The organism is Nitrospira defluvii, assembly GCF_905220995.1.
Classification (GTDB): Bacteria; Nitrospirota; Nitrospiria; order Nitrospirales; family Nitrospiraceae; genus Nitrospira_A; species Nitrospira_A defluvii_C.
Map to the genome: position 1 here is coordinate 53,332 of NZ_CAJNBJ010000016.1, position 26,385 is coordinate 79,716.

A 26,385-nucleotide genomic window follows, 5' to 3' on the forward strand; every position below is an offset into this window, starting at 1 on the left:
CAGACTGCGTGTCGAACCTCCTGTGGCCTCGGCCTCATGAAACCTGTTCATTCTCCCGCGACCAATCGCACCGCATCCGTATTCACCGCGCGCACACCGGGAATCTGGCGAGCCGCCTGAGCCGCTTCGAGCACGATGATTTGAAAACGCGTCGCCCCGGCTAGGGTGACGATGCCGTCCTCTGTTTTCACATCGAATTTGACCGATTGCAAGGTTTTGCTCTTCTCAAACCGTTCTTTCACCAGCTGTGTGATGATCTTGTCACGTTCCCCGACCAAACCATGCGCCGCATCCGGCTCGACCTTGAGACGATTTTCTACGGCATGCACGCCTTCCAGACAACGTACGATATCGGTCGCCACGCGCTTGTCCGATTCTTGCCCCACCTTGCCAAGCAACACGAGATCCTTGTCCTTGGCGTCCACTTCGATGTCGTACGGGAACAGGTGTGGATCAGCCATGAGCGCAAGCTTGGCGGTCACCATCGATGAACGCACCGGTTTCTTAGGTTCCGGTTCGGCAGCCTTCGGACGGTCGCCCGACGCAGCGTCGCCTGCAGGAGGCGGAGCGTCAGCCGGTTTCGCCTCTGCCGTGTGAGGCACTGAGGGACAGGGATGCTCCGCTACGGCATCGGTGTCCTTCGGTTTTGCTTCAGCCTCTTTCGCCTTCGGTTCAGCCTCCTTGGTTTTCTGCTCAGTGTCTTTTGCCTTATGCTCGGGCTCCTTGGCCTTCGCTTTCGGCTCTGACTCTTTGGGTTTGCTGTCCGCATCCTTGCTTTTAGACTCCACCTCTTTCACTTTGCTGTCGGAATCCTTTGCCTTTTGCTCCGGCGGCTTGCCTTCCTGATCCTTCGGTTTGGCATCTGCCTCTCGCGGCTTCGTGTCAGGGTCCTTCGCCTTCGCCTCAGGCTCTTTCGGTTTCGGCACTGCGGGAACCTCAGGTTTACCCTCCGGGGCCTGCTCCGCCCGCAAGGTCGAGCCGATTCCCCACAATCCAGATGTCGCGACAAACGTGAACACCCCTATCGCACAAACGGTCTGTATCGTCCGCATAGGCATATGCCCCTCATGAATGGAAATGCACCGGGCCCCGGTGGCCGGTCACCAGCGCCCCCGGAACCATCGCCCCGAAACACGACAGCTCTCCGGAAGGAAAAGACATACGCGAGGGAGAAGCAGAAAGCAACACTGACGAAAGCCAGACAAGGGACGCGGCGGCAGCATCAGGGCAGGCAGGTCTGGAGGCTGCCGCGAGAGTCTTACAGGAAAGATGTAGAGGGGAGATTAGGCAACAGCCGGACTCACCATGAGGCCACGGCGACTCACCTGCACCGTGACCATGGCAGTAACCAACAATAGCAGTCCTATTCCAATCAGACTCACGGCCGGTCCCAAGGCATCAGCCGCCCAACCGAACCCAGCCATACCCACCATGGCAGAGGCCATGCTGCCGACACTGAATGTGGTGAACACACGTCCGAGCAAATGCTCAGGCGTCACTTCCTGAAGCATGGCCCACACGACCGGGTAGAAGAGCGACGTGCTGCCGCCAATGATCACAATCAACAGGAACGTGCTGAACAATACCGGCGTTTGAATCAACCCGAGGGTGCAGACCGCAACCCCGCCGATGGTCAACGACCGGCCGATCTTGCCGATCCGGTCCTGGAAAGTGCCCTGCGGGGTACGGGCCAACCAGATGGAGGCAGCCAACATTCCGATCCCGAGAGCGGACCACAACCAACCAAGCTCCATCGGGCCCACCTGCAGCAGTTCCTTGGCGACCACCGGAAGGAGGAACACGAATGCGCTGATGGCAAGGTTGTACAAGACCGCCGTGATCATCAAGGCAAATACGACTCGATGCTGCAAGAACACGAACCGGAATCCCACCATCATATCCTGCATCACAGGAGTGGACAGCACATCGAGCCCCTTCGCGGTGCGGGTCTCACGTACTCGGATCGGGAAGAGGAACAACGCTGAGGCCAAGAAGGTTGCGGCATCCACGTACAACACGTTTTGTGCGCCGATCAGCGCAATACCCAAGCCGCTCATGGCCGGTCCCAGCAATACACCGATGTTGGTCGTGCTCTGGATAAACGCATTCGCCGTCGTGAGTTGAGAGCGTTGCACGATGAGGGGCACGGCCGACGCCAGCGCCGGTCCAAAGACCGTCGAGACGATCGAGATGAGAAACACGAGGACATACAATCGCTCAAGCGTGAGCATATCGAGCGTATAAAAGAGCGGTATCAATAAGACCATCAATGTTCGTAACAAATCGACGACGATCATGACGGTTTTCTTCGGGAGCTGATCGAGATAGACACCGATGAGCGGGCCGAACACCAGCGGCGGAATGGTCTGCAGCAGACCGATCGCGGTCATCTTGAGAGCCGATCCGGTCAGTTCATAGACGAACCACAAGAGGGCGACCTTGTTCAGGCCGTCGCCGATCTGGGAGATGACTTGGCCTGCCCAGAGGCACCCGAAATCCCGGGTCCCCAATAACCGCCATCCGGTGACATTTGATTCAGGAGTGGACTGCGACTCGTCTGCCATGCTGGTCCTTCCGCGAGGTTGAGATCGCGCTGACTAGAGGTTCGAAGCATGCTGCGGCCTCGGTTTCCCCGGGAGCGCAGCGGCATCAGCGATGAGTTGTTGGTAGATCTTCACGTAGTCGTTGGTCATGCGTTGAGCGGTGAATCGCTCGTCGAACACCTGCCGGCATCGATGCCGGTCGATGGAGCCGAGCTTCCCGACCTGGCTCACCATTTCATCGAGATTCTCGCTGATGAAGCCCGTCTCCCCATGACCAATGATTTCCGGGATGGAACCCCGGCGGTAGGCAAGGACCGGTGTACCACAAGCCAGACTCTCGATCAACACGAGGCCGAACGGTTCCGGCCAGTCATAGGGACAGATCAGCCCGATGGCATTCCCGATGAAATCGCTCTTTTCGCGGTCTGTGATCTCTCCGACAAACTCGATCAAGGGATGGTCGAGGAGTGGCTCCACGACCCGCTCGAAATAGGCGCGGTCCGCAGGATCCACCTTCGCCGCCATCTTCATGGGGATGCCCACCCGTTTGGCCAACTCGATCGCTTGGTCCGGACACTTTTCCGGGGACACTCGCCCCAGGAACGCCAAATACTTCCCTGGCTCCGGATGGAACGTGTACAGATCATGCGGTAACCCGTGATAGACGGTATTGGCCCAGTTACACCAGGGCAACGGCTTGCGCTGGGAGTTCGAGATGGACACGAGCGGCAATTCGGCAAAATCACGAAAGACAGGAACGAGTTCAGGCAAATCCAACCGGCCATGGAGCGTCGTCACGGTGGGGACACGGCAGCGGCGGGACAGAGAAAATGCCAAAAAATCGAGGTGGGAGTGAATCAGGTCGAATTGGTCGGCAGCGGCAAACACCTGCTCCATCATCTGAATGAGCGGCGCCTCGCGGTTGAAAATACCGGTATTGAGCCGGAGCGCCTGCTGGCAGGGGGCCTCCAACTTGGCCCGCGTCACGGAATCACCACTGGCGAACAGCGTCACTTCGTGCCCTTGCCGGACGAGTTCTTCCGTCAGGTAGGAGACGATGCGTTCCGTTCCTCCGTACAACTTCGGAGGGACGCTCTCCCAAAGCGGCGATACCTGGGCAATTCTCATACGCGCGATCTCCTTTATTCGTGAACGGTCAGTGACGAGCGTGCACTGCCTGAACCGGGTACAACTCCGCGTCGACTGCCGTACGATCGGCATTCTTTCTGTTCTGCCTATGCGATTCAATTGACATCTTTGACATGGCTGCGATCTTTTTGTCGTCTGACCCGCAGTCGCCTCGCATCAGGCGCACGCTCCCAGGGCAAAGCAATCGCCATACCGGTGCAGCGTTGTTTGGAAGGAGCGCTGAGCGAATGACCAATAAGGATCTATAATATCAATATCTTAATCGCCATCAACCGACAGCGTGCAGTCTCTCGGAGAGCGGCTACGAGCTGTGGATTCTGTTGATAAGCTCTCCTTCGATCATCAGCGGCTGTGACAAGCTTGCCTCGACACACCAAACCGCCACAGGAGACGGCTCCATCCGACACGAAAAACATTGCCACAACGACGGTCGCAGGTCGGTTGGGGGAGAGTAGCAAACACGGAGGCAGTAACGCGGGAAAGAGGATGATGGCCTCGGGAACAACCCGTTAGGGAATGTCGTCGAGAAGTCCGGACTGAATCAATGGGAGCGGCCCAACATCGCGCGGCACGGGAGGAAACACCACAGGAGAGCCGGCCTGATTAGCGCCCTGAATGAGTCCCACAGACAGTTGTGGCCCCAGCGTCATGATGGCGCCGCTCCACGCCTGCCCCGTGGTGGGATTTCTAAAGTTGTATGACTCGAAGTTATTCCCGGGCGTGTACATAAAGCCCTGAGTTCCCTGGTTGTCGATATAGAGATTACCGGGCCCCACGAGACCAAACAGGGGCGCCACGCCCCCGTTAAACCCACGTACGCCGGACACGGATTGGGCCGACGCCGGGGCGTTCCACAACAGCATCGCCAACGAGACGATCCCCAGGATTTGAATGCCGCGATTCATATCCCTCCGCACGTCCGAGCATGGACAGTGGTCTCCGTTTGTGATACCACGCCAGCATCGGTACGAATTTAGTATGGCTCAACCCAGACCTTGCATCAAGGAGTTTGTTATGGCGAATTCATTCCTCCGGGGATGCCTGTGCATCGGCAGCGCAACCGCGTTGTTCCTCTGGACGGCGAGCGCATCATTCGGCCTGGAAGTGACCAAACCGGTCCCAACCGAACGTCGTGAGGCCATGTCGCTGGCGGACGCCGTCCTGAAAGCACTTCAGAATAACCTCGATATCCATATCGGCCGACAAACCAAGGAAAGCCGCCTGGCAGATATCATCATTGAGCAAGCGAAGTTCGATCCGACCGTCAGCCTCAACGGCCAATACAACAGACAGGTGGCGCCGCTGAACCGGCCGATTCTGGGCTTCACCGGCGCGAATCTGCAGGACATCACCAAGTTCGACCAGAACACCTCCACCGTGACCGCCGACATTACGCAAAATCTTGCAAGCGGTGCCAATTACGACCTCAACTACAGCCCGCAACGCAGTTATGTCAGCGGACCCAATACGTTTCTCTTCAACCCGGCCTGGACAGGGGGCCTCGCCCTGACCGTCACGCAACCACTACTGAAAAACTTCGGCACCGACATCAACAGGACGTTCATCACCATCGCGCAAAACAACGCCAACGTCGAGCAACACGTGTTCCTCGATCGCGTCCTCACGGTTATTGCCTCCGTCGAACAGACGTTTTGGGAAATGGTCTTTGCGAATGAGAACCTGAAGGTCGCCCAGGCGGCGCTCAAGGCGGCAGAGGAACTGCTGGCCAGCAATCGCGCGAAGGCCAAGGCCGGCGTCATGTCGATCGTCGACGTTCTGCAGGCAGAGGCAGCCGTGGCCTCACGGGTCGAACAGATTCTCGTGGCCGAAAAATCCATTCGCGATCAAGAAGATCAGTTGCGCCGCCTTTTGAACCCGGTCGAAGAAGAACTCCGGCAAGACCTCCGCTTAATCCCGACCGATCCACCGATTACCAGTCTGGAGCCGATCAGCCTCCAGGAAACCATCGATATCGCCATGGAACGCCGTCCGGAAATCCTGCAAGCCGGGAAAAACGTGGAGACCAGCGAGCTCAACGTGAAGTTTGCCAAGAATCAACTGCTCCCCACGCTGTCGGTACAGGGCACGATGGGACTCTCGGGCCTGGGCGCCGACTACGGTGACTCGACGAGACGAAATTTTGGCGGCGACTTCTATAACTACGGCGCCGGTCTGGTCCTGAGTTATCCGATCGGCAACCGCTCCGCCTACAGCACCTATAACAAACGGCAGCTGGAATCACGGAACGCCCAGTCGTCGCTTCAGAGTGTCCGCCAACAGGTGATCGTCGGCGTGCGGGAAGCCGTTCGCCGAGTGCACACCGACTTCAAGCGGATCGAAACGACCCGGTCGGCCCGCATCATGGCCGAGAAGCAGTTGCAGGCCGAACAGGAACGATTGAAGGTCGGCCTCAGCACCACCCGCTTCGTGCTCGACTTTCAGCGAGACCTAGCCACCGCGCAAGGCAATGAACTCCGGGCCACCGTCGACTACAACAAGTCGCTGTCGAACCTGGCGCGGAATAAAGCCACCACGCTTGATCGCTACAACTTGCGCCTCGAATAACCAGCCGATGGCCGGGTCTGGGGCGGTGTCCACGAGCCATGCCACTCAGACCGAGGAACGGGGGACAGTCCTCGCGCTGCTCCCCCTCGTCGCGACGCTCCTGTATTACGTCTCCCCAGCCGAGCTCCGGCAAGAGCCCCTCTATCAGTTTCTCCCCCAAGTCTGCGCCTATGCCGCGCTCCTGACCTGGAGCCGCATGAACGGCACGCCGGCCGGACGACTCGGCCTGATGCCCACGCTCATCCCGCAAGGACTCCGCTGGGGCACGGCCACCGGGCTGGTACTGGGCACGGTCAATCTCCTAGTGATCCTCTATCTGGTTCCGCTGCTCGGGGAGGACTCTCGATTTCTCATCGACACGCCCCACGCGAAAATTCCCCTCCTCCTCATGGTGCCCTGGTTCATTCTCTTCATCGCGACTATGGTCGAGTTGAACTTTCGCGGTTTCCTGCTGGGCCGGTTGCAGGCCCTCGGGCTGCCTGTTCCTCTTGCCGTTCCGATCAGCGCGGTGCTGTTTGCGTTCGATCCCTTTCTGGTGGCCACCTTTCGTCACCTGCACTGGATCGCCATCTGGGACGGCCTCGTGTGGGGCGTCCTGCACTGCAGACAGCACAACCTCTATACGCCGATCATCGCCCATGCCGTGGAGGTTATCCTGCTGTATGTCGTCATGCGAACCGTACTAGGATAACGACGGTTCCACGAGGGCGTGACGCACCGTACACGAAGAAGCAAACCCAGCCATGAACGGCACCAGGTGACGACGTGAACCCTTCCTTCTCCAGCATCCTCGTGAACGACGTCTTCGGCGACCCCGGCCTCTTCGTCGAGGTGCGGTGGGCAAAGCGCGCCTTATTATTCGACCTGGGCCATAACGATGCGCTGGGCCCGAGGCGCCTGCTGCGTGCAAATGATATTTTTATCTCCCACACACATATGGACCATTTCATCGGATTCGACGCCCTACTGCGCGTCGCCCTCGGGCGTGGCAAAACCCTACGCCTGTATGGTCCACCAGGCCTGATCGCCAATGTCGAAGGAAAGCTTCATGGCTACACGTGGAACCTCGTGGACGGCTACCCGCTCACGATCACGGTGCAAGAATTCCACACTGACGGCATCCGCGCGACGACCTTTCATGCGGCCGATGGCTTTCAACGCCGCGATGAACCACGTTCACCCACCGGCGACCGCACTGTGGGCGAGTCCTTTAGCGTGCTCCATGACCCCATGTTCACCGTGCACGCAACCGCTCTCAACCACCGCATCCCCTCCTATGCCTATGCCTTGCAGGAACAGTTTCATGTGAACGTCAACAAGGAGCGACTCCATGCAGCCGGACTTCCGGTGGGTTATTGGCTGAAAGACGTGAAGCAGTATCTCTGGCAGGGCAAGCCGGATGACTTTCGATTCGTGGCCACGCTCTACCATGAGCACCACAAAGAGCAGCGCGAGTTTGTCCTCGGTGAGGTCCGCGAGCGATTCATCACCATCACTCGCGGCCAGAAAATCACCTATGTCGTGGATGCCCGTTACGATGAAGAGAACGAACGCAAGATCGTGGAGCTTGCACGAGGCGCCGACATCTTCTACTGTGAGGCCCCGTATCTGGACCGGGATGCGGAGAAGGCACGGGACCGGTACCACCTCACGGCCAGGCAGGCCGGCATCATGGCGAAGAAGGCCGGCGTGCGCGAGCTGGTCGTGTTCCACTTTTCACCACGGTACACGGGTCTGGGCCATGAGATCGAAGCGGAGGCGCGGGACGCCTTTCGGGGAACCTGATGGAGATTACACATGGGTGAGTGGGCGAAGTACGGACTGTACTTCCTATTGGGCGGCACAATCGTCAGTATCTCAACCTACCTCGGCTCGCAAGGCCGGTCGTTTCTCGCCGCCTTCGCCAGCACCTTCCCGGCGATGACCGGTGCGACGTTTATCCTGATTTACCTCAACGGCGGCAACGACCATCTCGTCACCTACGCCAAGAATCTGCTCTGGTTTGTGCCACCCTGGCTGGTCTATGTCGGCTGCATGATCTACGGCGTCGAACGCATCGGGTTTTGGCTCTCGATGGCGGGCTCGCTCGTCCTCTACATGGCCTGCGTCGCCCTCGTGAAATTCCTGGCGCGGTAGGACAACAACCTGCTCAATACCTATCGCTAGCCGGCAACGTTCCAGACCGCTACTGCGTCAGATTCTAGCGATTCCCTGGCCGATTCGATGGTCTTCTTCATGGGCTACCCGGGCTGGTGAGGCTATCGGCGCGGTAGCCTCTCAATCCGGTATATGTCGGACTCAGTTCACGGGACGCTTCAGAACCTGCCGGTCCATTGCCTAGGAATGGCACGACACAAGGCCGTTCGCCCTCGCCACCGGCGATCACAGGATACTTTTCCAATAGACCGACTCCCTCAGTGCTAGATACTACCGCGAGGAGACGCCCCCCTGCTTTTCACTCGCTGAGCTCACCGGACGAATACGCGTTCGCACACATCAGATTGGTCGACACATTTCCGCCACGAGCTGTATCCATTCAGTCCCCACCGTATCGCATCGGATACGAGACTGATGGGATCGGCAGGGATGATTTCACGAAACACCGAACATCCGCCGGCCAGATGCGTCGCCTACGTATGGCATGGTTATTGATGAATCATCCTCCCATCCAACCATGGCGTCGCGCTCGGAACGGCGCAGAGCTTTCACAGCCGACGCCACACACAAGGAGGTAGGTCGTGTCGAATCTGGACGACCGCATGTGGGCGACCATGCCGTCGCGGAGGTCATTTCTTCAACGAATGGGATTGGGTGTCGGGGCGCTGGGTGCAGGCATGTTCGGTGGCCTGACGTTGCCGGAGTCGGTGCTGGCCGTGTGCGAACCCCCGGGCAATCCCGGCACCGCGAAACCTTGGCGCAAGGATTGTCGCATGATCCTCCCGCGCCGTCCCGCCAGCACATTGAGTGCGGCGGAGATCACACAACTCAAGGATGCCTACAAGGCTATGCGCGCACTCGATACCAGCGCCCCCAATGACCCGCGCGGATTCCTCCGACAGGCTAACGTCCATTGCTGGTATTGCGGCGAGGGCACGCAGGTCCATTTCACCTGGCAATTCTTTGCCTGGCATCGCGCGTATTTGTACTTCCACGAGCGCATTCTCGGAAAGCTGATCGGCGACATGAATTTCCGCCTGCCCTACTGGGACTGGGATACCCCAAGTCATCGCAAGCTCCCAGGCGCCTACACCGATCCGAACGACAACAGTAACCCGCTATGGAACGGTACCCGCGGCATGGATCCGACAGACGAAATCCCGGAAGAGGATGTCGGGGAAGACGTGATGGAGGCCGCCCTCACAGCAGACACCTTCACGGAGTTCGGCGGCACGGCAAGCGGCAGCGGCATTCCAGAGGGAACACCCCACGGCGCGGTCCACGTCGATGTCGGCGGCGACATGGGCTTCTTCGATTCAGCTGGGAAAGATCCTGTCTTCTACGCGCACCATGCCAACGTGGATAAGATGTGGTCCGACTGGAACAAGGCCTCGTCCATCCACACGAACCCCACGGCAACGGCCTTCTTGAACCTGACCTGGAATTTCTTCGATGAAAACAAGGTGTGGCGGTCGATCAAGGCCTCACAGGTCCTGAACCACGACACCCAATTGCGCTATACGTATGGGCCCTCGAAATTCTTGGAGCAACTCCCCTGCCTCCTCGATTGGTTCCCGATCAAGACCGACTGGCGTATCAGCCGGACCCTGAAGTTTGCCGGGCCCACGCGTGCTAAGATGATGAAAGTCGTCGAGCAGGGAGGCCGCGCGAGACTGCACCTGAACGACCTCGCCGTTCCCACGGAAAAGAGCGCGGTGTATCGACTCTATGCGACTCCCGAAGCGGCCAAAGCCGATGAAGGCCCCGGCAGCAAGGGCTACCTCGGGACCGTGCCGGTCGTGTTGAACGATCGGGAGCGCCGGCATGTATCGAAGAATGCACGAAACATCGCCGTCAGGCTCACCACCGCCAAACTCGAAGCCCTGAGCGGTACCGTTGGTCCCGTGCGTCTGGCCCTGGTCGAGCGGGGAGCGAAACCCGAGGCGCGGAAAGTCATCCCGGTTCGGGCGAAGGACGTCTCGCTGTCCGTCGCAGAGGTGGAACGCGAGGAACGGTAACCATGACACGCATCTCCTGGCTTGCGGGCATCGTGATCCTGGCCGCACTGGCGGTTCAGGCGGAAGTAGGACCGCACCGGTTCTCCGTCGACTTACCGACCGGGTGGCAACAGGCCCCACATGTCCGTTTGGTGTTGGAGCGCATGACGGTGGCCGGGGGACAACCGTTCAAGCTGCGGGCGGCCGCAATCATCGAAGGAGCTGAGCCGGTTATGCTGGGCTCGACGGGCATCGTGGGGGACCGATCAGTGGAATCGGCTCCACGACGCCTGCCGACCCTGCTGATCGACGTGACGCGCCCGCTCCACTCGTTGGCCGATCGCCTGGCCTCACAACAGGCCATCACGATCCATCTTGAAGCCGTCGATGGTCGCAATGCCCCGTTGAAGCAGCTCGACTGGTCGGTGCAATCAGTGCGGCTGGAAAAAGGCGGGCGCAACTAGCAGAACTGCCGCAGCGGCGTCATGACCTTCAGCTTCGGACCTTGGTGCCGATCCATCCGGCTTCTCCCTGTGCCGCAGGAATGGCTTCAGACCGCGCATATCGGCACGTCGCGCACAACAGTGGGCAAGCTTGATTCACTGCGCGAGATTCTTGAATAATCGACGAATGAAATCAAGACAGTCCGGACCGGCAGATACTCGCAGACCTATCGCAATGATCCGTTACGTCATGCTATTCGTCCTGTTCGGCTCGGTGACTGGATGCTCTCTCTTGTTTACGCCGATGAGGACGCCGATCGGACATTCTTCGGATGAGAACGGCCGACGTTGTTCGACCTATCAAACTCGGTCGGAGGGTGTGTACGAGACGAGGTGCGACTATGGCGGGCCCCTTAACGCTCCGTAGTTCGCGATGGTGAAAAGAGTATCTTCTCGGGACAACCTTTGCCGCCTGCCGATCGGCATCCAAGCCATTCAATCGAGTCCTCACTCCTCAGGAGGCCGATGCTACATAACGCAAGAGCCGTCCCCAAATCTCGCCGCCACGACACTTCCCCGATCCGGTTGCACCTTCACGGCCCATTTCATACGCTGGCAAAACGAGGCATTTCAATGAGCACCACACCACAGATCATCTCAGATCCGAGCATCATGATGGGGAAGCCCATTGTGGCCGGAACGCGGATTACTGTTGAACTCATCATTGAAAAACTCGCAGCCGGCGAAACAATCGACCAACTCCTCGCCGCGCATCCTCGCCTGACTCGCGAAGCCGTCTACGCTGCCCTCGCCTTCGCCGCCGAAGCCCTCAGGGCAGACGTGGTGTATCGCACGCCGCTCGCCTCGTGAATTTCGTCATTGACGAAGGAATCGACAGCGCCGTCATTGCGCAGCTCCGTCACAACAAACACAGCGTGTGGGCTGTTGCGGAGATGGTCCCAGGCCTGACGGATGAGCGGATCCTGCAAATCGCACAAGAACGCGAAGCGATTCTCGTGACCGCAGACAAAGATTTTGGTGAGCTCGTCTTTCGGCAGGGACATGCTTCTCATGGCGTGCTCCTCCTTCGGCTACATGGCTTGGCTGCTGCCACAAAGGCGACGCTCGTGGGACAGGTCGTGGACGCACATGCCGACAAAATCCCGAAGAGTTTCGTCGTAGTGACCCAAGATCTGGTGCAGATCCGCCTCCAGCCACAGTAGTCATAGACTCAGACCCGGGTTATCTCGCCGCCTTCGCCGGCAACTTCCCCGCGATGACCGGCGCGACGTTTATCCTGATTTACCTCAACGGCGGCAATGAGCATCTCGTCACCTACGCCAAGAAGCTGCTCTGGTTCGTGCCCCCTGGCGGGTCTATGTGGGCTGCATGATCTACGGCGTGGACCGCATCGGGTTCTGGTTCTCGATGGCAGGCGCGCTCGTCCTCTCCATGGCCTGCGTCACCCTCGTAAGATTCCTGGCACGGTAATCGTCAAGGGCGGCACAGTGCGACTGCTTCGACATTTTGAGACTCGTCACGTATACTCGCCTCCAGCCGGTGAAACCCAGCTTGGCGCATATTAGTGCAGGCGAACCATCATGACTCCCGCCGCAATGACAGAGTTTCTGGCCAAGCGCATCCCGGAACTCATCGCCATTTACCAATTCGGCTCACAGGCTCGTGGTGACGCCAGCCGGTCGAGCGATATCGACCTGGCCGTCCTCGCGCGTGCCCCGATCTCGGCAGAGACACTCTTCCAGATCGCGCAGGATCTCGCCATTCAACTCCATCGCGATGTGGATCTTCTGGATCTTCGGGCAGCCTCCACAGTCATGCGCGCCCAAGTCATCGCCACAGGCCAATGCCTCGACAGCAAAGACGAGCCGGCACGGGCAGAATTTGAAATGTACGCCTACTCAGACTATGCACGGCTAAACGAGGAACGCCGGGACATCCTCAGGGACATCAAAGAGCGCGGGCTGATCTATGGCTGATGATGTGATCTTGAACAAAGCCGCAAGCATCGAACGATGCCTGCGCCGGATCACCGAAAAGTACGGCGGAGATCCACAGAATCTGTCAGGGAATCAAACCAAGCAGGATGCCATTGTGCTCAATCTGCAGCGCGCATGCGAAACTGCCATTGACCTCGCGATGTATGTCGTCAGAGGGAAGGGGTTGGGTCTTCCGCAGGAAAGCAGAGAGGCATTTGCATTACTAGAGAAAGCGGGGCTGCTCCCGGCTGAGTTAGCGAGCCGGCTGCAGCGAATGGTCGGCTTCCGGAATGTGGCCGTCCACGAATACGCCCGCCTGAACCTGGATATCCTCAACACCATTATCACCACACACCTCGACGACTTTCGCCGGTTCTCCTCGGCCATCGTCAAGGCCTGTGCGTAGACGCCTGCTGGTTAGGCCCCGAGCAATTCCCTCAATGGTTTCGCTCCGGCGAGCCGGGCGCGCAGGGAGTCGAGACCTTCCCGCCTGATCACCTCAGGCAACCTCAGCCCAGGAGGCAAGATCGCGAAGTGTAGCTGCCCGACGGACTGGCTACACTCTTCAATCAGATAGCGAAAAAACTCTACGGTGATGTCGTCTTGCCGGATGGGCCAGATTGCAGATTGCACTCGCTGCAAATACAGGTTGAGGCACCTACGGTATTCTGCCGGGTCAAGTGGTGCCACATACACGGCCTCTTCGATTCCGGCTTCTGCCAGCAGCACGACATCCCAAGGCCGTTCAGCCAAGATCACCGCTGCAGATGACGTTCTCCCGGTCTCCGCAGATAGGACCAACCGATCAGCGCGATGGGGCGAAAGCAGTGCGAACCCGTACGGCAAGGGATAGGGTGTCCACATGACCTCAGCGTTCTCGCACGTGACTTGTTCATAGAACCCGCGACAACTCCCATCCGCATCCCAAATCGGTATCAGCACCCTCACATCTGATTCATCGCCATGACCCACTGTTCGACGGCGGGCACAATCGAAGGCGAGTCCCTAATTGTGCCCAGAATGTCCGAAGAAGTCTGAGGAACCAGAACTGAGGAATATGAGCCTGAGGTGGTTGGGTGGCGCGTTTGAGCCCGCCCCTGAGTTGGCCAAAGCGAGTCAACGCCAACCACCGCTAAAAGTTTGAACAAAGTACGTCTGGTGAAGATGGTTCCCCTCCTTCATGGTGGATGAACGAGGAGAGAGGACTAAAGAGGTGTGACGGAGTAGGTCACAGACTGAATTTTCTTGGCCCTGTCAGAAATTTCCATCCTAGGAGGTCTTCGCTGACACAACTAATTTTGCTTACAACCTGCACAACCAGACTTGAGCACCTTTTGGCATTCAACTCTCAATAATTTGCCAATACCTGCAAGTCGGCAGGTTCCCGCGATGACTCTTGCCAAAATTGAGGCACCTAACGTTACGGTTTAGGAATGTGCGACAGCGAACGAACCGTCACTGTTGCACGTTCGCAGCAATACTGGTTGGGCGGCGCATAGGTTTTCTAGTGACCTGCTCCACAGCATCGCTTGTACTTCTTCCCCGATCCGCATAGACATGGCTCGTTCCGACCGATTTTCTTGCTGGCAAGAGCACGTCCTCCGACGTCAACATAAACGGTTTCATCTGAGATGAGCGAGCGCTTGAGGTCGATCAGCACGGGCTCCGTCTGCTTAAGCCTCACTGGTGGACCTCCCGCGTGCAAATGCCTGTGGAGGTCGTCAAAGACGCTTGAATACTCAGGATTGAGCTGCAGCAGATCAGCGCGAGCCTTGATGGCAGAATCCAAGCTGCCATGCCTCATAAAATACCCGACAAAATCGAGCTCATCATCTGAAAATGCCTTTCCGTGAAGCAGGATGCGTTGCTCTAAATATTTCCTAAGCTCCGCTGGCCCCCAACCGAAGTAAGACCAAGCTTCCGCAAGGTTACCGAGATCGATAATGTTGACTACCCAGGGGTAAGAGTCACCCCTATCCTTCTCGAGCAGAAGAGCCAGGTTTGTAGCAAGCGCCCCGAAGTTGTCCCGAGTCACACAGACCCCAATAGGGAGCTTTGACTGGTCCGGCGTCAGATGCCCAAGCTCGCGTCCCCGCGCGTCGTAGATCGGCACGACATCACCGTTCTTCAGTCTCCGAACGATACGATTACCTTGTTCATAAGCCTTCTGAATTCCCGTGTCGGCTCTGAACGCGTCTCGAAGGCGGACGAACGCTTTATCCGGATCCCGGAAGGGTTCGAGGGGCGGTGCGGCTTTCGCCTCAATGAGGAGGTACAAGCCGTCGTCGACCGCGACAATGTCATGCTCGTATTGGCAGTCTGGCGTCTCATATACCTCGGACCAGATAGACGCCCCCGGACTCAGAAAGGCTCTTATCTTTGTGAGAGACTCATCTTCCAGCGCTTTGTCCCGCGAGCGAAGGAACTTGTCGCGAGCCGGACTCTGCAGGAGAGTTCGCTCCCCCACAAGAAGCAGGGCTGTAAACAACGCGTTAACTAATGGGCAGAAAGCCTCTGTGTCGCTAATTCTAATCAATGGTCGTACTTCATAGATGCTTTGCTCTGTGGGGTAACGAATCTCGGGGGCCTCTCCGCGTGCTACCGAAAATTGGCCCCAGAAAGTACCCGCTATTCCTGGAAAGGCAGCCTCTAGGTCAAGAAGTGATAGAAGTCCCAGGCCCTTTATCTCTGAAAGCAGCTTCTCTGCCTTTCCGAGATAGGATGGATCGCGGGCCGCCTCCGTCAAATCATCGAGCGACCACCCCTGCTTCTCCGCCTTGTCGAGAAGTTTAATTCGTTCCTCGTGCTCTGCGTGCACCGATGATTGAAGATCGTCGAGCGCCTTTTGAAGTTGATCGGCTATCCACTCACAGATAGCGAGTGCTTGACTAGCACTGATACCCAGGGCCGCTGAGAGTTCGAGGTCGAACGGCGTCAAGTAGATTCTTATGCGCTCAACAAGTTGATGGATGGACGCTAAAAAACCCGTGTTGAAATAGTGAAGAAAAGCCAGCATCGACACTTCTCGCACTCGATGCCACTCTGGGGCTAGCGTTCCAAGTTCCTCCTTGGGGGGCATGTACAGGTACATGTAGGAGGAAAACAGTCTGTCAAGAATGGACTTGGCCTTTTCCCATTGCTCCTTGCTAAAGTCAATGGGGCTTTCTGGCTCCTGTCCGGAGAGCAGAACCGCTAGGAGAAAAGGAATCTGCTTGGCAGGAGACGAAAGGCGAGCCGCGGAATCAGCACTATGAGCAGTATGCATGTAGTAAGAGAAGCACCATCCTACTACAGAGCAGGTAGAACAGGTCGCTAGAAGAGCCCGCAGCTCCGTCAGGCCCCTCGTAATTTCTTGCTCAAGTTCGCGTCCCGGATTCATGCCTAAGAAATCGTGCTGTTAAAGCGCTGACCCACGTCGAAGCTCAGCCTACGGACCAAAGTGCACCTTTGGCCGGTTTTATGGAGCACGGTGTTGGGCGGCGTGGTTAAAGTTGAAACACCAAGCGTGTCCAGTCATCGCCAGCCGGGAATGGACCGTGAATTGAGGCGAAACAACATTTCGAGGGAACTTGACGCTGTAGCCCTGAAACGGCCCAGTGGATGTAAACGCGCTTGTCCCCGAGGTCAATTTCGTTCACTGTTCCAAGCGCGCGAATCTCTATATTCGAAGAGCCTTGACCCAACATGCGTTTGATAGCGATGCGATCACCAGGTTGAATCTGGTCGCGGAGAGTAGCTTGGGCGGGTTGGTCTTTATCTGACCAACCCAGAAACCAATACCCCCGACGGATGAAAATTTCGGACTGGTCATCATGACCGTCCCACATTGCACCAACTATCCAGTATTGCGACATACGGTTGCTCCTCTGCGAGATTAGGGTGTCCAACGCTTCGCGTAATCGGCCGTCCCAATCTGCAGAGCGAGACAGCGCGGCTTTGGGAGGTCCGAGTTGACGCCATTGTTAGGCTGCATACGATTCGCGGCCAGTGTAGTTCCATGGGTCCCGCTAATCCAACACAAATGCGGGGGAAATCCACTCCTGCCATCATTTCTCCGCCTCGATGCATGACGTCACGGTTGCGTCATGACCTGCAGTGCGGGCCCTGGCTCCCATTCCCCGACGTTTCCTTGAGCTACACACAATTACTGGAGTCAGACGCACAGCTGCGCCTCGCGCACGTCTGGGGAAGCTTGCCTCGATGCCGTGGATTCCTGAATAATCGTCGAATGAAATCAAGACAGGACGGACCGGCAACTGCACGCAGCCGCAAGGTCATGATCAGCGCCGTCATGCTGACGGTGCTGTTCGGCTCGGTAAGTGGCTGTATCCTCTTCTCTCAGCCGATGAGGACGCCGATCGGACATTCCTCGGATGAGAACGGCCGCCGTTGCTCAACCTACCAAACGAGGTCGGAGGGTGTGTACGAAACGAGGTGCGACTACAGTGGCCCACTCCAAGGCTCCCCGTATGGTCGGTAGAAAGCCACCATCTCAAAACTTCAAGCGATCGTTAATGATCAATCCGAAATGCTGCTGCAGCAGCTGCTTGTACTCTTCATCGCTTATCTGACGTTCCTGCGTGTCACCTCCTCCTCGCACCTTCAGCACCATATCCGTCAACGTCTTTCTTCCCTCCGGCGTCGGCATGGTGCAGATGCGTTTCTGCATAAACAGGGAATCCGGTGAATGTGAGTGGTAATAGCTGGCGAAGGTGTAGTCCACCGGGAGGCAGGCATCGAGCCCAAAGGAATAGAGATCTACCCAGGCCCCCTCACGCTCGCCTTGCAGGAGATACTCATCTCGTTCGCCGGCCACCAGCCTAAAGCACTCATGCCCCTGCCGCCCCTCCTCTCCGAGCACCATCTTCAAAGGTTCAAGTAATCCATGACCTCCGAAGCCAACGTCCACGATCCACGCGGCCTTTCCCACTGTGACCATCAACAATTGATGGCTTCTCGGCCGCACGCCTTCTGCCCCGGACGACACGCGGGCAGCCAGTCTCGTGACGGCAAACCCCACATCCTCCAGGAGCAAGGCAAACAGTCCGTTGAGCTCAAAACAGTATCCGCCGCGTCGATCAAGGACGATCTTCCGAAACAGGTCGGCAGGGTCCAGCGAGATTGCCCGCCCGAGATGAATATCCAGATTTTCGAACGGCACGGTCATCACATGGGCCCGGTGCAGGCCCCGTAGGGTCTCGATGGACGGAGTCAGCGCCCCCTCATATCCAATTCGCGCAAGATACGCATCACGATCGACCATGCCGCCTCCTTTTCGGGAGCGTCATTATACGAATCCGGTGCACAGGATCACAGGCGCTCCTCCTCCGCGAACGCCCATCGTTGCGGTCGCCCCACGCACTTGCTACCATGGTCGGTCATTCTTCGAGAGGAGCGCTTCAGCGTGGCACCCCGTATTCCCCCGACTCGATCAACCGACGAACTGATCATTGAAGGGGCACGTCAGAACAATCTCAAAAACATCTCGCTCCGCATCCCGCACAACAAAGTCACCGCGATCACCGGGCTTTCGGGATCGGGAAAATCTTCGCTGGCTTTCGACACGCTCTTCGCCGAAGGACAGTGGCGATATGTGGAATCGCTCTCGACCTATGCGCGCATGTTTCTCGACAAGGTGAACCGCCCCGACGTCGACCGCTTGCTCAACATTCGCCCGGCGATTGCCATCGAGCAGAAGAATCCTATCCGCACCGCCCGCTCCACCGTCGGCACGGCCACCGAGGTCGCCGATCTGCTGCGGCTCCTCTTCGCCAAAATCGGGAAACCTGTCTGTCCCGACTGCCGGCAGGAAGCCCGTGGTTATCATCCCGGCTCCCTGGCCGAAGAAGTCCTCGCGCAATTCCCCGAAGCCCGGGCGATGATCCTGTTCCCCGTGAAAGACTTGGGGCCCGGCCATGACCGGTCATTGATGGACGCGCTCATGAAACGCGGCTTTACGCGATTGCGGTGCGGCGACGAGACCGTGGATCTCCATGACCAGTCAACCCTGCCTGACACTCGCCCGTCCGGCATTCAGGTTATCGTGGACCGCCTGGTGCTCCGTCCCGACAATCGCCATCGCCTGATCGAGGCCATCGAGGTTGCGTTTCAGGAAGCGGAAGGGATCTGTGAGATCCTGGTCATCGGTCAGGGACTCCGGACCTACAGCACCCATTTTCGCTGCCAGGGGTGCGGACGCATGTTTGAGCCGTTGCGCCCCCTGCTGTTCTCGTTCAACCATCCCCTCGGCGCCTGCCCCGAATGCAAAGGCTTCGGGAACATCCTTCGTTATGACCGGGACCTCGTCATCCCCGATCGCAGCAAGTCGTTGGCCGACGGCGCCATCGAGCCCTGGAGCAAGCCGGGATCGGACTGGTGGCAGAAGCAGCTGTTGCTCGCCATGAAAAAGCTGAATGTCGATTTGACCGCGCCGTTTCAGGAACTGCCCAGCGACGTGCAGCAGCTGATTTGGGAGGGCAGCGACCAGGTGGAAGGCGTCCGGCAATATTTCGACTATCTGGAAACCAAGCGCTACAAGCTCCACGTGCGCGTGCTGCTCAGCCGCTATCGCAGCCCCGCCACCTGCCCCATGTGCGAGGGCAGCCGCCTGAAACCGGCCGCGCGGTTCGTGAAGGTGGCCGGTCATGACTTCATCCAGCTCAACGACCTCACCATCGATGCCGCGGCGGCCTGGTTTGCCCGCCTGGCTCTGCCGGCGTTCGATGCGGAAGTGGCCAAGGACATCCTCCGCCAACTCCGGGCCAAACTCAACTTCATGCTGCGTGTGGGGCTCGGCTACCTGACGCTCTCCCGGCAAACCAAAACCCTCTCCGGCGGGGAAGCGCAGCGGATCGCCTTGGCGAATCAACTGGGGTCGCGTCTCGTCGGGACGCTCTATGTGCTTGACGAACCTACGATCGGGCTCCATGCACGCGACACCGACACCCTGGCCGGCATCCTTCGCGATCTGGCCAACGAGGGGAATACCGTCGTGGTCGTGGAACACGATCCACTGATGATTCAGGCCGCCGACCATATTGTGGAAATGGGGCCCGCCTCAGGCGAGCAGGGAGGACAGGTTGTCTGTGCGGCGCCACGCGAACAGTTTCTCGCCGACCCGACCGCCCTCACCGCCCGCTACCTGCGAGGCGACGAGCGCATCCCGCTCCCGAAGACACGCCGGTCCGGCAACGGCAAGGTGCTCAGCATTGCCGGTGCCGCCGAGCACAATCTGAAGAACCTGCTGCTCAGAATTCCCCTGCACATGCTGGTCTGTGTCACCGGCGTTTCCGGATCCGGCAAAAGTACGCTCATCGAGGAAACGCTGTATCGCGCCGCCGCCAGGGCCTTCCGCATCGAGTCGCTTCCCATGGGAACATTCCAAGCGATCAAGGGTCTGGAGCATCTGAAAGGCGTCCGCCTCATCGACCAGCAACCGATCGGCCGCACTCCCCGCTCGAATCCCATCACCTACCTCAAGGCCTTCGACGAGATTCGCCAGCTGTTCGCCGCCGAACGGGCTGCCCTGCGACAGGGCCTCACCCCAGGGCACTTTTCCTTCAACACGGCTGGGGGCCGATGCGAACGTTGTGAGGGGAACGGGTACGAAAAGCTGGAGATGTATTTCTTCGAGGATATCTACGCGACCTGCGAGGAGTGCAACGGTCGGCGCTTCAAGTCGGAGGTGCTTGCCATTACGTATCGCGGCAAGACCATCCACGATGTGCTGAACCTCACGGTCACCGATGCGCAAGCCTTCTTCTCGGGTTCGCCTAAGCTGACCGAGAAACTCTACCTGCTCTCATCGATCGGACTGGGCTATCTCCGGCTTGGCCAGGCGGCGAATACGCTCTCCGGGGGGGAAGCACAACGGCTGAAAATCGCCGCTGAACTCAAAGATCCATCGGCGCACAACCAGCTCTACATTCTGGATGAACCGACGACGGGCCTGCATCTCGACGACATTAAGAAGTTGCTGGCCGTGCTCCACAAACTGGTGGATGCGGGAAACACGCTGGTGGTGGTGGAACACAATCTGGATGTGATCAAAACCGCGGATTGGGTCATCGACCTCGGTCCGGAAGGTGGCGCGGCGGGTGGGCAGATCGTCGCGGAAGGACGGCCGGAACAGGTGGCGAAAGTGCCTCTGTCGCATACCGGAAGATTCTTGGCAAAGGTGCTGGCGGACGCGAATGGAGGCCGAAGAGCCAATGGTTGATGGCTCTTGGCGAGGCCTGAATGTCGGCCCCCTCTTGCGAGGGCCAACCATAGGCTATCAGCGATTCGCTATGAGCTCCTGCGTCTCAGTTGGAGGAGGGATCGAACGGCATATCAGCATAGTGCCGAGACGCCTCGTCGAGGGTCACGAAGATCTCCGGCCAAATACGGGTGGGGTCTTTGTCGAAGACCAGTGAGGGATCCGCAGGCAAGGTGATCCACGAACCATTCTGCATTTCCGTCTCCAGTTGGCCCGGTCCCCATCCTGAATACCCAAGGTAGGCCCGGAACGATTCCTTGCCCGGCTGCTCCATCAGAATCCGTTCCATGATCTCCAAATCGCCGCCGAGGCAGACGCCATCGAAGACCTGGTGTGAATTTTCAGGCGTGTCGTTGATACGATAGAGCATCATCACCTGGTTGGTTTGCACCGGCCCGCCGGAATACAGCACATGCGGTTGTCCTTCGAGAATCGGGACTTGAGGCAACGCTTCGGAGATGGACATGGCGGTCGGCCGATTGACGATCACGCCCAACGCTCCTTCCGGCCCATGCTCACAGAGCAGCACCACCGCCTGCCTGAAATTCGGATCATTCAATGCCGGCGCGGCGACGAGCAAAATGCCTTTACCGAGTGGAGTGGTCATGAGTCATCCTACCGTGAGGGTTCGAGCGACGCAAGTTACCTCATGAAACAGAGAAGACATGCCATCATGCGCCGTACAGAGAGGGCCGGCGGTCACGCAAGAGATCGTTATAAGCATTCAATGCCTTGCTCCGAGCCTCCGCCGGATCGATGTCGACGAAGGCCAATTCTTCACCCTCCCGCGGAGCCCGATGCAGGATCCGACCGCGCGGACTGACGACCTCGCTCAGCCCGATAAACGTCAATGGATCCTTCCCGCCTCGCGCCTCGCGGCCGACGCGGTTCGCCGTCACGCTGAACACACGATTCTCCAAACAGCGGGTCACCATGGAATCCGGGCAATTGGGCAAGACCAGATTCGACGGATGCGCGATGATCTCCGCGCCTTGTAATGCGAGCGTGCGCGCCGACTCCGGATAATACCAATCGAAACAGATCATGACGCCGATTTTTGCCGGACCGATGTCCCACACGCGAAACCCGCTATCGCCGGGAGTGAAGAACAGCGTTTCCTCAAAAAAGAGGTGCGTCTTCCGATAGCAGCCGAGGAATCCCTTCGGCCCGACCACCACCGCCGAATTGAAGCAACGCGTGCCGGCCCGCTCCGCCAATCCGGCGACAATCGTCATCCCGCGACGGGCGGCAATCTCCGCCAGCCTGATCGTTGTCTGTCCGTCAGGCACCGGCTCGGCCAGGTCCATCACCTCTGCCTGTGAGACAAACTGGTATCCGGTGGCGAACAGTTCCGGCAAGACGATCAAGTCGGCCTCGACCTGCTCAAGATGCGCCGTCACCCGATCGAGATTGCGCGCGACTTCGCCGAACGTCGGATCAAATTGAAGATAGCCAATCCGCATGAGCTCGCCTTTCCGCACAAACAAAAACGGGCAGGGATGCCCCTGCCCGTTTTATCGCACCCGTGTGGGACGCGCAAGAACCGCTTACATACCTTCCGACAAATGGGGCAGCGCGTTCTCGACCGCTTTGGTCGCCACATCCGCATGCCCGGCCTTGCCGTGCTCGATCCCATCTTTCAGGCCCTTGATGGCTTCGCCGACATGAGGATTTTTGGTTTCGGCCATCGCGCCTTCGGCATGCTTCAACGCCGCTTCCGCATGTTTCACCAGTGCATCCGCATGCCCCTGCTTTCCGTGCGCCACCGCTTCCTTGGCGTGCTCGACGGCTTCGGCCTGATGCTTATTTCCTGCCGCGAAGGCCACGCTGGACACCATCGGCGCGCTGACCAGCGCCATCATGATCCCGGCCACCACGACTCCCCGCCACTTCGCAGTTTGCATGAAACGCCTCCTCTGTAAGTATGTGCACTGCATGAGACCAACATGGCACTTTTTCAGCATAAAGAGGGCTTGATATCCTGTCAAGATGGACGCATGCCGGTCGGCACCTGCGACTCCGACAAGCCGAGCAGTTTCTGCAATGCAAGGAGATCCTTCTCCACGGGACACGCAAAATCCCGACTCCATTCCCACCAGGAACCGGGATAGTTGCGCAGACGCCCATACCCCGCTAGACGCAACACGAAGTAGAGCCAGCCCGAGCGCACCCCGCCCGTGCAGTAACAGACGGTTTCATGCTCCGGATTCAGGCCTTTCAGATCCAATTGCGCATGAATTGCCGCCAGATCCTTCACGGTCGCATCCGGATTGAGGAATCCGCTCCAGGCCACATGGACGGCACCGGGAATATGACCGGGGCGCGGAATGCCCGACACTTCCTTCCCCAAGTATTCCTCCAGGCTCCGGGCATCCACAATGGTCGTTGTCGGATGCGGCTTGCGCACGATCGCCTTGAGTTCATCCTTCAGAATGATGGCCGAGTCAACTGGCGACACGGTAAAGTTGCCCGGCTTGGGACGGACCGCTCCATGCTCAAACGGGCGGCGCTCCTCAATCCATTTCACCCACCCGCCGTCCAGCACCTTGAGGTTCTTGTGCCCTAAGTACTCCAGCATCCAGAACATACGGCCTTCGTCGCCCCAGTTATCGAACGGATTCGAGTAAATCACGACCTCGCTGTCCTGACTGATACCCAGCGCCTGCAACCTCGCCTCGATGCGTTTCAGGTTCGGATCCAACAGTCCCTTCGCAACCGCGTCAGGATCGCTATAGTCATGCCACGTGGAATGCACGGCGCCTGGGATATGGCCTCCGAATTCGTAGGTCGAACGTCCCCGCACATCAAGGATGACGAGGCCGGGCTGGCCTAACCGTGTCTGAAGCGTTTCACAATTGATGAGTAGTGGGTGTTGCATGGGTTCCTCGATCTCGGTCGGTGGATACTTACCCTTGTGGTGCGTTTGATGGACTCATACAGGCCATGGCCGGCGGTTCGGGCAACGGATCGGCAAGGGCCGACGCGAGCGCGCCGTTCAGCGGCACTTCCCGCTCATACACGGTGAAGGCATAGGGATCGTCCGCCATCAGGCCATACTTGGTTTTCAGCATCTCGTGCTGCCCATCGGTCAAAATGTGGTATCGAACACGGGCCTGCAACGTCAACCCCTTCGAGGCCTCCGGCATTCGGTACGCGAACGCATACTCCCGGCTGGCCAACGGGAGCAGTCGGTTATCGTACAACTCCACGATGGCCGGTTGCCACATAATCCAGCGTCCCATGGTATGACGTTTCTCAGCCAGGACCTGCTGCCCATCCTTGACTGCGAATTCGACTGTAAAGTGGCGATCGGGATCACCAGTGGGAATTTTATGGCCGGCGCCGGCATTCGTGAGGGTTAACGCGACGGTCAGCTGCTGGCCCGGTTTCGGCGCAGGGGGATCGACCTTCACCTGAATCGCCACGGCCCGCTTGACCATGTCGGGATCATGCCCGCCACGCCAGAGATGCCGGCGACCCCGCCTGATCGGCCCGTTCTCAGCCACCGGACGGTCGACTTCCGGCATGTGACAACTCTGGCAGATGAAGCCCCGCTCCTGCATGAAATATTTGCCTTCGTATTCTGCGTACGTGCCGCAGGGCCCCACATTGTAAAACTGCGCCGGCCCCGACACGACATTGTGGCAGCGCGAACAGAATTGCGCGTTGCGGAAACTCGGATCGAATTTCGTCGGATGTGGCGCGGCCGAATCGTCAAACGGCCCCAGAATCACCCCGTCCCGCACATGACAGGCCGCACAGGTGATCGACTCCTTTTGCAACGCGGCATCAAAGTGGGGATTCGGCTCCTGCGCCGCCTTCTCCACACGTCCACGTGGAATTTCCTTCACCAATGTCGGTTGCTGATTCTCCAGCGGAGTATGGCAATTCAAACATATCCAAATGTGCTTATCTTTCTTCCAGTAGGCTTGGAAAAAGGGATCCTCATACGCATGGGCATGGATACTAGTTTTCCACTCCTCATAAATCTCGCGGTGACATTGCCCGCACGACTCGGCCTTTAAGCTGGTCAAACCCTCCGGAATCTTCTGGAATGGTATCGCATGCGCATATTCGGGACGAAGCCCGAAAATCACCACCGGCTTCACCTCCGTGTAGTAGAGATAGACGGCCCCGGCAAACACGGCCACCCCCAGCCCCCATTTGAGCCAGCGTGTCATGACTCCACCAACGCCTGCACATGCCGCTCCACCGAAGCAGCCAGCGCCGTGAGGTTGTATCCTCCTTCCAACGAGGACAGCAACCGCCCCCGACAGTGCTGCTTGGCGATGCCGGCCACGATGGCCGTCAGCTCCGCATACCCTTCCTCCGTCAAGCCCATGCTCGCCAGTGGATCGTCCCGATGGGCGTCGAACCCGGCGGACACAATAACGAATTCCGGTTTGAAGGCATCGGCGGCGGGGACGAGGACTTTCTGAAACACCGCCCGATAGTCATCGTCACCCTCACCCGCTTCCATCGGCACGTTGATCGTGAAGCCCTCTCCACCCTCGATGCCGGATTCCGTCACGCGACCGGTTCCGGGGTAATGCGGATACTGGTGCGTACTGAAAAACAACACCGACGGATCACGTTCAAAGCTATGTTGAGTCCCGTTGCCGTGATGCACATCCCAATCAACGATCAGGATCCGCTCCAGACCGTGGCGTTTCTGCGCATACTTGGCCGCGATGGCGACGTTATTGAAAAGGCAGAAGCCCATGGCTCGCCCGGCTTCGGCATGGTGCCCCGGCGGTCGCACGGCGCAAAAGACATGCTGCACCTCGTCGGCCATTATGGCATCCACCCCGGCCAAGACCCCGCCTGCGGCCAGGTACGCAGCCGTCAGAGACCCTGGGGACATCGAGGTATCCGCGTCTAGGGACACCCGTCCGCTGGTCGGAGCCTCCTGCTTCAGACGGGCGACATAACCGGGAGTATGCACCAGCGTCACCCACTCATCTTCGGCTTTCCGCGGTTCGATTCTGGTCAGCTTGGCGGCCAACCCGCTCTGTTCCAACCGCTGCATGATCGCACGAAGCCGGTTGGGCGACTCCGGATGGCCCGAGCCCATGTCATGTTCGAGATAACGAGGATCGTAAACGAGACCGGTTCTTCCCATGTCAGAAAACGCTCGTGAATGGTGAAACGTGACGCGTGCCTTGTACCTGGAGGTCACGATCAGCTCAATCTTCTTGCTGGTCGCGAGATACGAAGCCCGAGCTCAGACTATCATGCAGCGAAGAGCGTAGACAACGCGCAGAGAACGCTGCTATC

At 58.6% G+C, this 26,385-nt stretch carries 25 protein-coding genes; 11 read left to right on the forward strand and 14 right to left on the reverse strand.

What is annotated here, in order from left to right; genetic code table 11:
• Positions 1-47: 47 nt before the first annotated feature.
• The 4 genes from KJA79_RS11925 to KJA79_RS11940 all read right to left on the reverse strand — a co-directional run bounded on the left by KJA79_RS11925 (position 48) and on the right by KJA79_RS11940 (position 4,597).
• Positions 48-1,052 carry a BON domain-containing protein gene (locus KJA79_RS11925; RefSeq protein ID WP_213042272.1) on the reverse strand — a complete coding sequence of 335 codons (1,005 nt, stop codon included), beginning with the start codon at positions 1,050-1,052 and terminating at the stop codon, positions 48-50.
• Between the two features lie 231 nt (positions 1,053-1,283).
• The gene (locus KJA79_RS11930; protein WP_213042273.1) at positions 1,284-2,564 is read right to left on the reverse strand and encodes an MFS transporter; all 1,281 of its coding nucleotides are present in this window, start codon (positions 2,562-2,564) and stop codon (positions 1,284-1,286) included.
• 33 nt (positions 2,565-2,597) lie between these two features.
• Positions 2,598-3,671 (reverse strand): glycosyltransferase family 4 protein, encoded by a 1,074-nt coding sequence (locus KJA79_RS11935; protein WP_213042274.1) that lies wholly within the window; start codon positions 3,669-3,671, stop codon positions 2,598-2,600.
• Between the two features lie 530 nt (positions 3,672-4,201).
• Positions 4,202-4,597 (reverse strand): hypothetical protein, encoded by a 396-nt coding sequence (locus KJA79_RS11940; RefSeq protein WP_213042275.1) that lies wholly within the window; start codon positions 4,595-4,597, stop codon positions 4,202-4,204.
• A 109-nt stretch (positions 4,598-4,706) separates the two neighbouring features.
• Here KJA79_RS11940 and KJA79_RS11945 point away from each other — a divergent pair, with 109 nt between their 5' ends.
• The 10 genes from KJA79_RS11945 to hepT all read left to right on the forward strand — a co-directional run bounded on the left by KJA79_RS11945 (position 4,707) and on the right by hepT (position 13,257).
• Complete coding sequence (locus tag KJA79_RS11945) at positions 4,707-6,257, forward strand: TolC family protein (RefSeq protein ID WP_213042276.1); 1,551 nt, start codon at positions 4,707-4,709, stop codon at positions 6,255-6,257.
• 7 nt (positions 6,258-6,264) lie between these two features.
• Positions 6,265-6,948, forward strand: a complete 684-nt coding sequence (locus tag KJA79_RS11950; protein ID WP_213042277.1) for a CPBP family intramembrane glutamic endopeptidase — start codon at positions 6,265-6,267, stop codon at positions 6,946-6,948.
• Positions 6,949-7,022: 74 nt separating this feature from the next.
• Entirely contained in the window at positions 7,023-8,042 is a 1,020-nt protein-coding gene (locus tag KJA79_RS11955; protein WP_213042278.1) for a ribonuclease Z, read from the forward strand.
• A gap of 12 nt (positions 8,043-8,054) precedes the next feature.
• On the forward strand, positions 8,055-8,393 hold the full coding sequence (locus KJA79_RS11960; protein WP_213042279.1) for a DUF3147 domain-containing protein: 339 nt from the start codon (positions 8,055-8,057) through the stop codon (positions 8,391-8,393).
• A 602-nt stretch (positions 8,394-8,995) separates the two neighbouring features.
• Complete coding sequence (locus tag KJA79_RS11965; protein WP_213042280.1) at positions 8,996-10,432, forward strand: tyrosinase family protein; 1,437 nt, start codon at positions 8,996-8,998, stop codon at positions 10,430-10,432.
• Between the two features lie 2 nt (positions 10,433-10,434).
• Entirely contained in the window at positions 10,435-10,875 is a 441-nt protein-coding gene (locus KJA79_RS11970) for a hypothetical protein (protein ID WP_213042281.1), read from the forward strand.
• A 612-nt stretch (positions 10,876-11,487) separates the two neighbouring features.
• Positions 11,488-11,724 carry a DUF433 domain-containing protein gene (locus KJA79_RS11975; RefSeq protein WP_213042282.1) on the forward strand — a complete coding sequence of 79 codons (237 nt, stop codon included), beginning with the start codon at positions 11,488-11,490 and terminating at the stop codon, positions 11,722-11,724.
• Positions 11,721-12,077: a DUF5615 family PIN-like protein gene (locus tag KJA79_RS11980; RefSeq protein WP_213042283.1), complete on the forward strand. Its 357-nt coding sequence runs from the start codon at positions 11,721-11,723 to the stop codon at positions 12,075-12,077. Before KJA79_RS11975 ends, KJA79_RS11980 begins: the two co-directional genes overlap by 4 nt.
• 378 nt (positions 12,078-12,455) lie before the next feature.
• Positions 12,456-12,851 carry a type VII toxin-antitoxin system MntA family adenylyltransferase antitoxin gene (mntA, locus tag KJA79_RS11985; protein ID WP_213042284.1) on the forward strand — a complete coding sequence of 132 codons (396 nt, stop codon included), beginning with the start codon at positions 12,456-12,458 and terminating at the stop codon, positions 12,849-12,851.
• A complete protein-coding gene (gene hepT, locus KJA79_RS11990) occupies positions 12,844-13,257 on the forward strand; it encodes a type VII toxin-antitoxin system HepT family RNase toxin (RefSeq protein WP_213042285.1) in 414 nt (137 codons plus the stop codon). The genes mntA and hepT overlap by 8 nt, the downstream gene beginning before the upstream one ends.
• 11 nt (positions 13,258-13,268) lie before the next feature.
• On the opposite strand, the gene KJA79_RS11995 is transcribed toward hepT, so the two are convergent.
• The 4 genes from KJA79_RS11995 to KJA79_RS12010 all read right to left on the reverse strand — a co-directional run bounded on the left by KJA79_RS11995 (position 13,269) and on the right by KJA79_RS12010 (position 18,114).
• Positions 13,269-13,715, reverse strand: a complete 447-nt coding sequence (locus KJA79_RS11995; RefSeq protein WP_213042286.1) for a hypothetical protein — start codon at positions 13,713-13,715, stop codon at positions 13,269-13,271.
• A 640-nt stretch (positions 13,716-14,355) separates the two neighbouring features.
• Complete coding sequence (locus KJA79_RS12000; protein WP_213042287.1) at positions 14,356-15,942, reverse strand: YecA family protein; 1,587 nt, start codon at positions 15,940-15,942, stop codon at positions 14,356-14,358.
• Positions 15,943-16,336: 394 nt separating this feature from the next.
• Positions 16,337-16,705, reverse strand: coding sequence for a hypothetical protein (locus tag KJA79_RS12005; RefSeq protein WP_213042288.1), 369 nt, complete (start codon positions 16,703-16,705; stop codon positions 16,337-16,339).
• Between the two features lie 638 nt (positions 16,706-17,343).
• Entirely contained in the window at positions 17,344-18,114 is a 771-nt protein-coding gene (locus tag KJA79_RS12010) for an arylamine N-acetyltransferase family protein (RefSeq protein ID WP_213042289.1), read from the reverse strand.
• 141 nt (positions 18,115-18,255) lie between these two features.
• On the opposite strand from KJA79_RS12010, the gene uvrA reads away from it, so the two are divergent.
• Positions 18,256-21,069: an excinuclease ABC subunit UvrA gene (uvrA, locus tag KJA79_RS12015; RefSeq protein WP_213042290.1), complete on the forward strand. Its 2,814-nt coding sequence runs from the start codon at positions 18,256-18,258 to the stop codon at positions 21,067-21,069.
• Between the two features lie 85 nt (positions 21,070-21,154).
• Here the strand turns inward: uvrA and KJA79_RS12020 are convergent, their stop codons facing one another.
• The 6 genes from KJA79_RS12020 to KJA79_RS12045 all read right to left on the reverse strand — a co-directional run bounded on the left by KJA79_RS12020 (position 21,155) and on the right by KJA79_RS12045 (position 26,230).
• Complete coding sequence (locus KJA79_RS12020; protein WP_213042291.1) at positions 21,155-21,715, reverse strand: YqgE/AlgH family protein; 561 nt, start codon at positions 21,713-21,715, stop codon at positions 21,155-21,157.
• A gap of 64 nt (positions 21,716-21,779) precedes the next feature.
• Positions 21,780-22,571: a nitrilase-related carbon-nitrogen hydrolase gene (locus KJA79_RS12025; protein ID WP_213042292.1), complete on the reverse strand. Its 792-nt coding sequence runs from the start codon at positions 22,569-22,571 to the stop codon at positions 21,780-21,782.
• Positions 22,572-22,655: 84 nt separating this feature from the next.
• On the reverse strand, positions 22,656-23,012 hold the full coding sequence (smbP, locus tag KJA79_RS12030; RefSeq protein ID WP_213042293.1) for a small metal-binding protein SmbP: 357 nt from the start codon (positions 23,010-23,012) through the stop codon (positions 22,656-22,658).
• Positions 23,013-23,092: 80 nt separating this feature from the next.
• Positions 23,093-23,986 carry a sulfurtransferase gene (locus KJA79_RS12035; RefSeq protein WP_213042294.1) on the reverse strand — a complete coding sequence of 298 codons (894 nt, stop codon included), beginning with the start codon at positions 23,984-23,986 and terminating at the stop codon, positions 23,093-23,095.
• A gap of 28 nt (positions 23,987-24,014) precedes the next feature.
• On the reverse strand, positions 24,015-25,289 hold the full coding sequence (locus KJA79_RS12040) for a hypothetical protein (protein WP_213042295.1): 1,275 nt from the start codon (positions 25,287-25,289) through the stop codon (positions 24,015-24,017).
• A complete protein-coding gene (locus KJA79_RS12045) occupies positions 25,286-26,230 on the reverse strand; it encodes a histone deacetylase family protein (RefSeq protein ID WP_213042296.1) in 945 nt (314 codons plus the stop codon). The genes KJA79_RS12040 and KJA79_RS12045 overlap by 4 nt, the downstream gene beginning before the upstream one ends.
• Positions 26,231-26,385 lie beyond the last annotated feature (155 nt).

Coding starts and splice junctions, on each gene's coding strand:
- KJA79_RS11940 (WP_213042275.1), bottom strand. CDS start 4,597: ATGAATCGCGGCATTCAAATCCTGGGGATCGTCTCGTTGGCGATGCTG.
- KJA79_RS11935 (WP_213042274.1), bottom strand. CDS start 3,671: ATGAGAATTGCCCAGGTATCGCCGCTTTGGGAGAGCGTCCCTCCGAAG.
- KJA79_RS11975 (WP_213042282.1), top strand. CDS start 11,488: ATGAGCACCACACCACAGATCATCTCAGATCCGAGCATCATGATGGGG.
- KJA79_RS12020 (WP_213042291.1), bottom strand. CDS start 21,715: ATGACCACTCCACTCGGTAAAGGCATTTTGCTCGTCGCCGCGCCGGCA.
- KJA79_RS12045 (WP_213042296.1), bottom strand. CDS start 26,230: ATGGGAAGAACCGGTCTCGTTTACGATCCTCGTTATCTCGAACATGAC.
- KJA79_RS12005 (WP_213042288.1), bottom strand. CDS start 16,705: ATGTCGCAATACTGGATAGTTGGTGCAATGTGGGACGGTCATGATGAC.
- KJA79_RS11950 (WP_213042277.1), top strand. CDS start 6,265: ATGGCCGGGTCTGGGGCGGTGTCCACGAGCCATGCCACTCAGACCGAG.
- KJA79_RS11925 (WP_213042272.1), bottom strand. CDS start 1,052: ATGCGGACGATACAGACCGTTTGTGCGATAGGGGTGTTCACGTTTGTC.
- KJA79_RS11970 (WP_213042281.1), top strand. CDS start 10,435: ATGACACGCATCTCCTGGCTTGCGGGCATCGTGATCCTGGCCGCACTG.
- KJA79_RS12025 (WP_213042292.1), bottom strand. CDS start 22,571: ATGCGGATTGGCTATCTTCAATTTGATCCGACGTTCGGCGAAGTCGCG.
- KJA79_RS12040 (WP_213042295.1), bottom strand. CDS start 25,289: ATGACACGCTGGCTCAAATGGGGGCTGGGGGTGGCCGTGTTTGCCGGG.
- KJA79_RS11995 (WP_213042286.1), bottom strand. CDS start 13,715: ATGTGGACACCCTATCCCTTGCCGTACGGGTTCGCACTGCTTTCGCCC.
- hepT (WP_213042285.1), top strand. CDS start 12,844: ATGGCTGATGATGTGATCTTGAACAAAGCCGCAAGCATCGAACGATGC.
- KJA79_RS11930 (WP_213042273.1), bottom strand. CDS start 2,564: ATGGCAGACGAGTCGCAGTCCACTCCTGAATCAAATGTCACCGGATGG.
- KJA79_RS12000 (WP_213042287.1), bottom strand. CDS start 15,942: ATGTACCTGTACATGCCCCCCAAGGAGGAACTTGGAACGCTAGCCCCA.
- KJA79_RS11945 (WP_213042276.1), top strand. CDS start 4,707: ATGGCGAATTCATTCCTCCGGGGATGCCTGTGCATCGGCAGCGCAACC.
- mntA (WP_213042284.1), top strand. CDS start 12,456: ATGACTCCCGCCGCAATGACAGAGTTTCTGGCCAAGCGCATCCCGGAA.
- KJA79_RS12035 (WP_213042294.1), bottom strand. CDS start 23,986: ATGCAACACCCACTACTCATCAATTGTGAAACGCTTCAGACACGGTTA.
- smbP (WP_213042293.1), bottom strand. CDS start 23,012: ATGCAAACTGCGAAGTGGCGGGGAGTCGTGGTGGCCGGGATCATGATG.
- KJA79_RS11960 (WP_213042279.1), top strand. CDS start 8,055: ATGGGTGAGTGGGCGAAGTACGGACTGTACTTCCTATTGGGCGGCACA.
- KJA79_RS12010 (WP_213042289.1), bottom strand. CDS start 18,114: ATGGTCGATCGTGATGCGTATCTTGCGCGAATTGGATATGAGGGGGCG.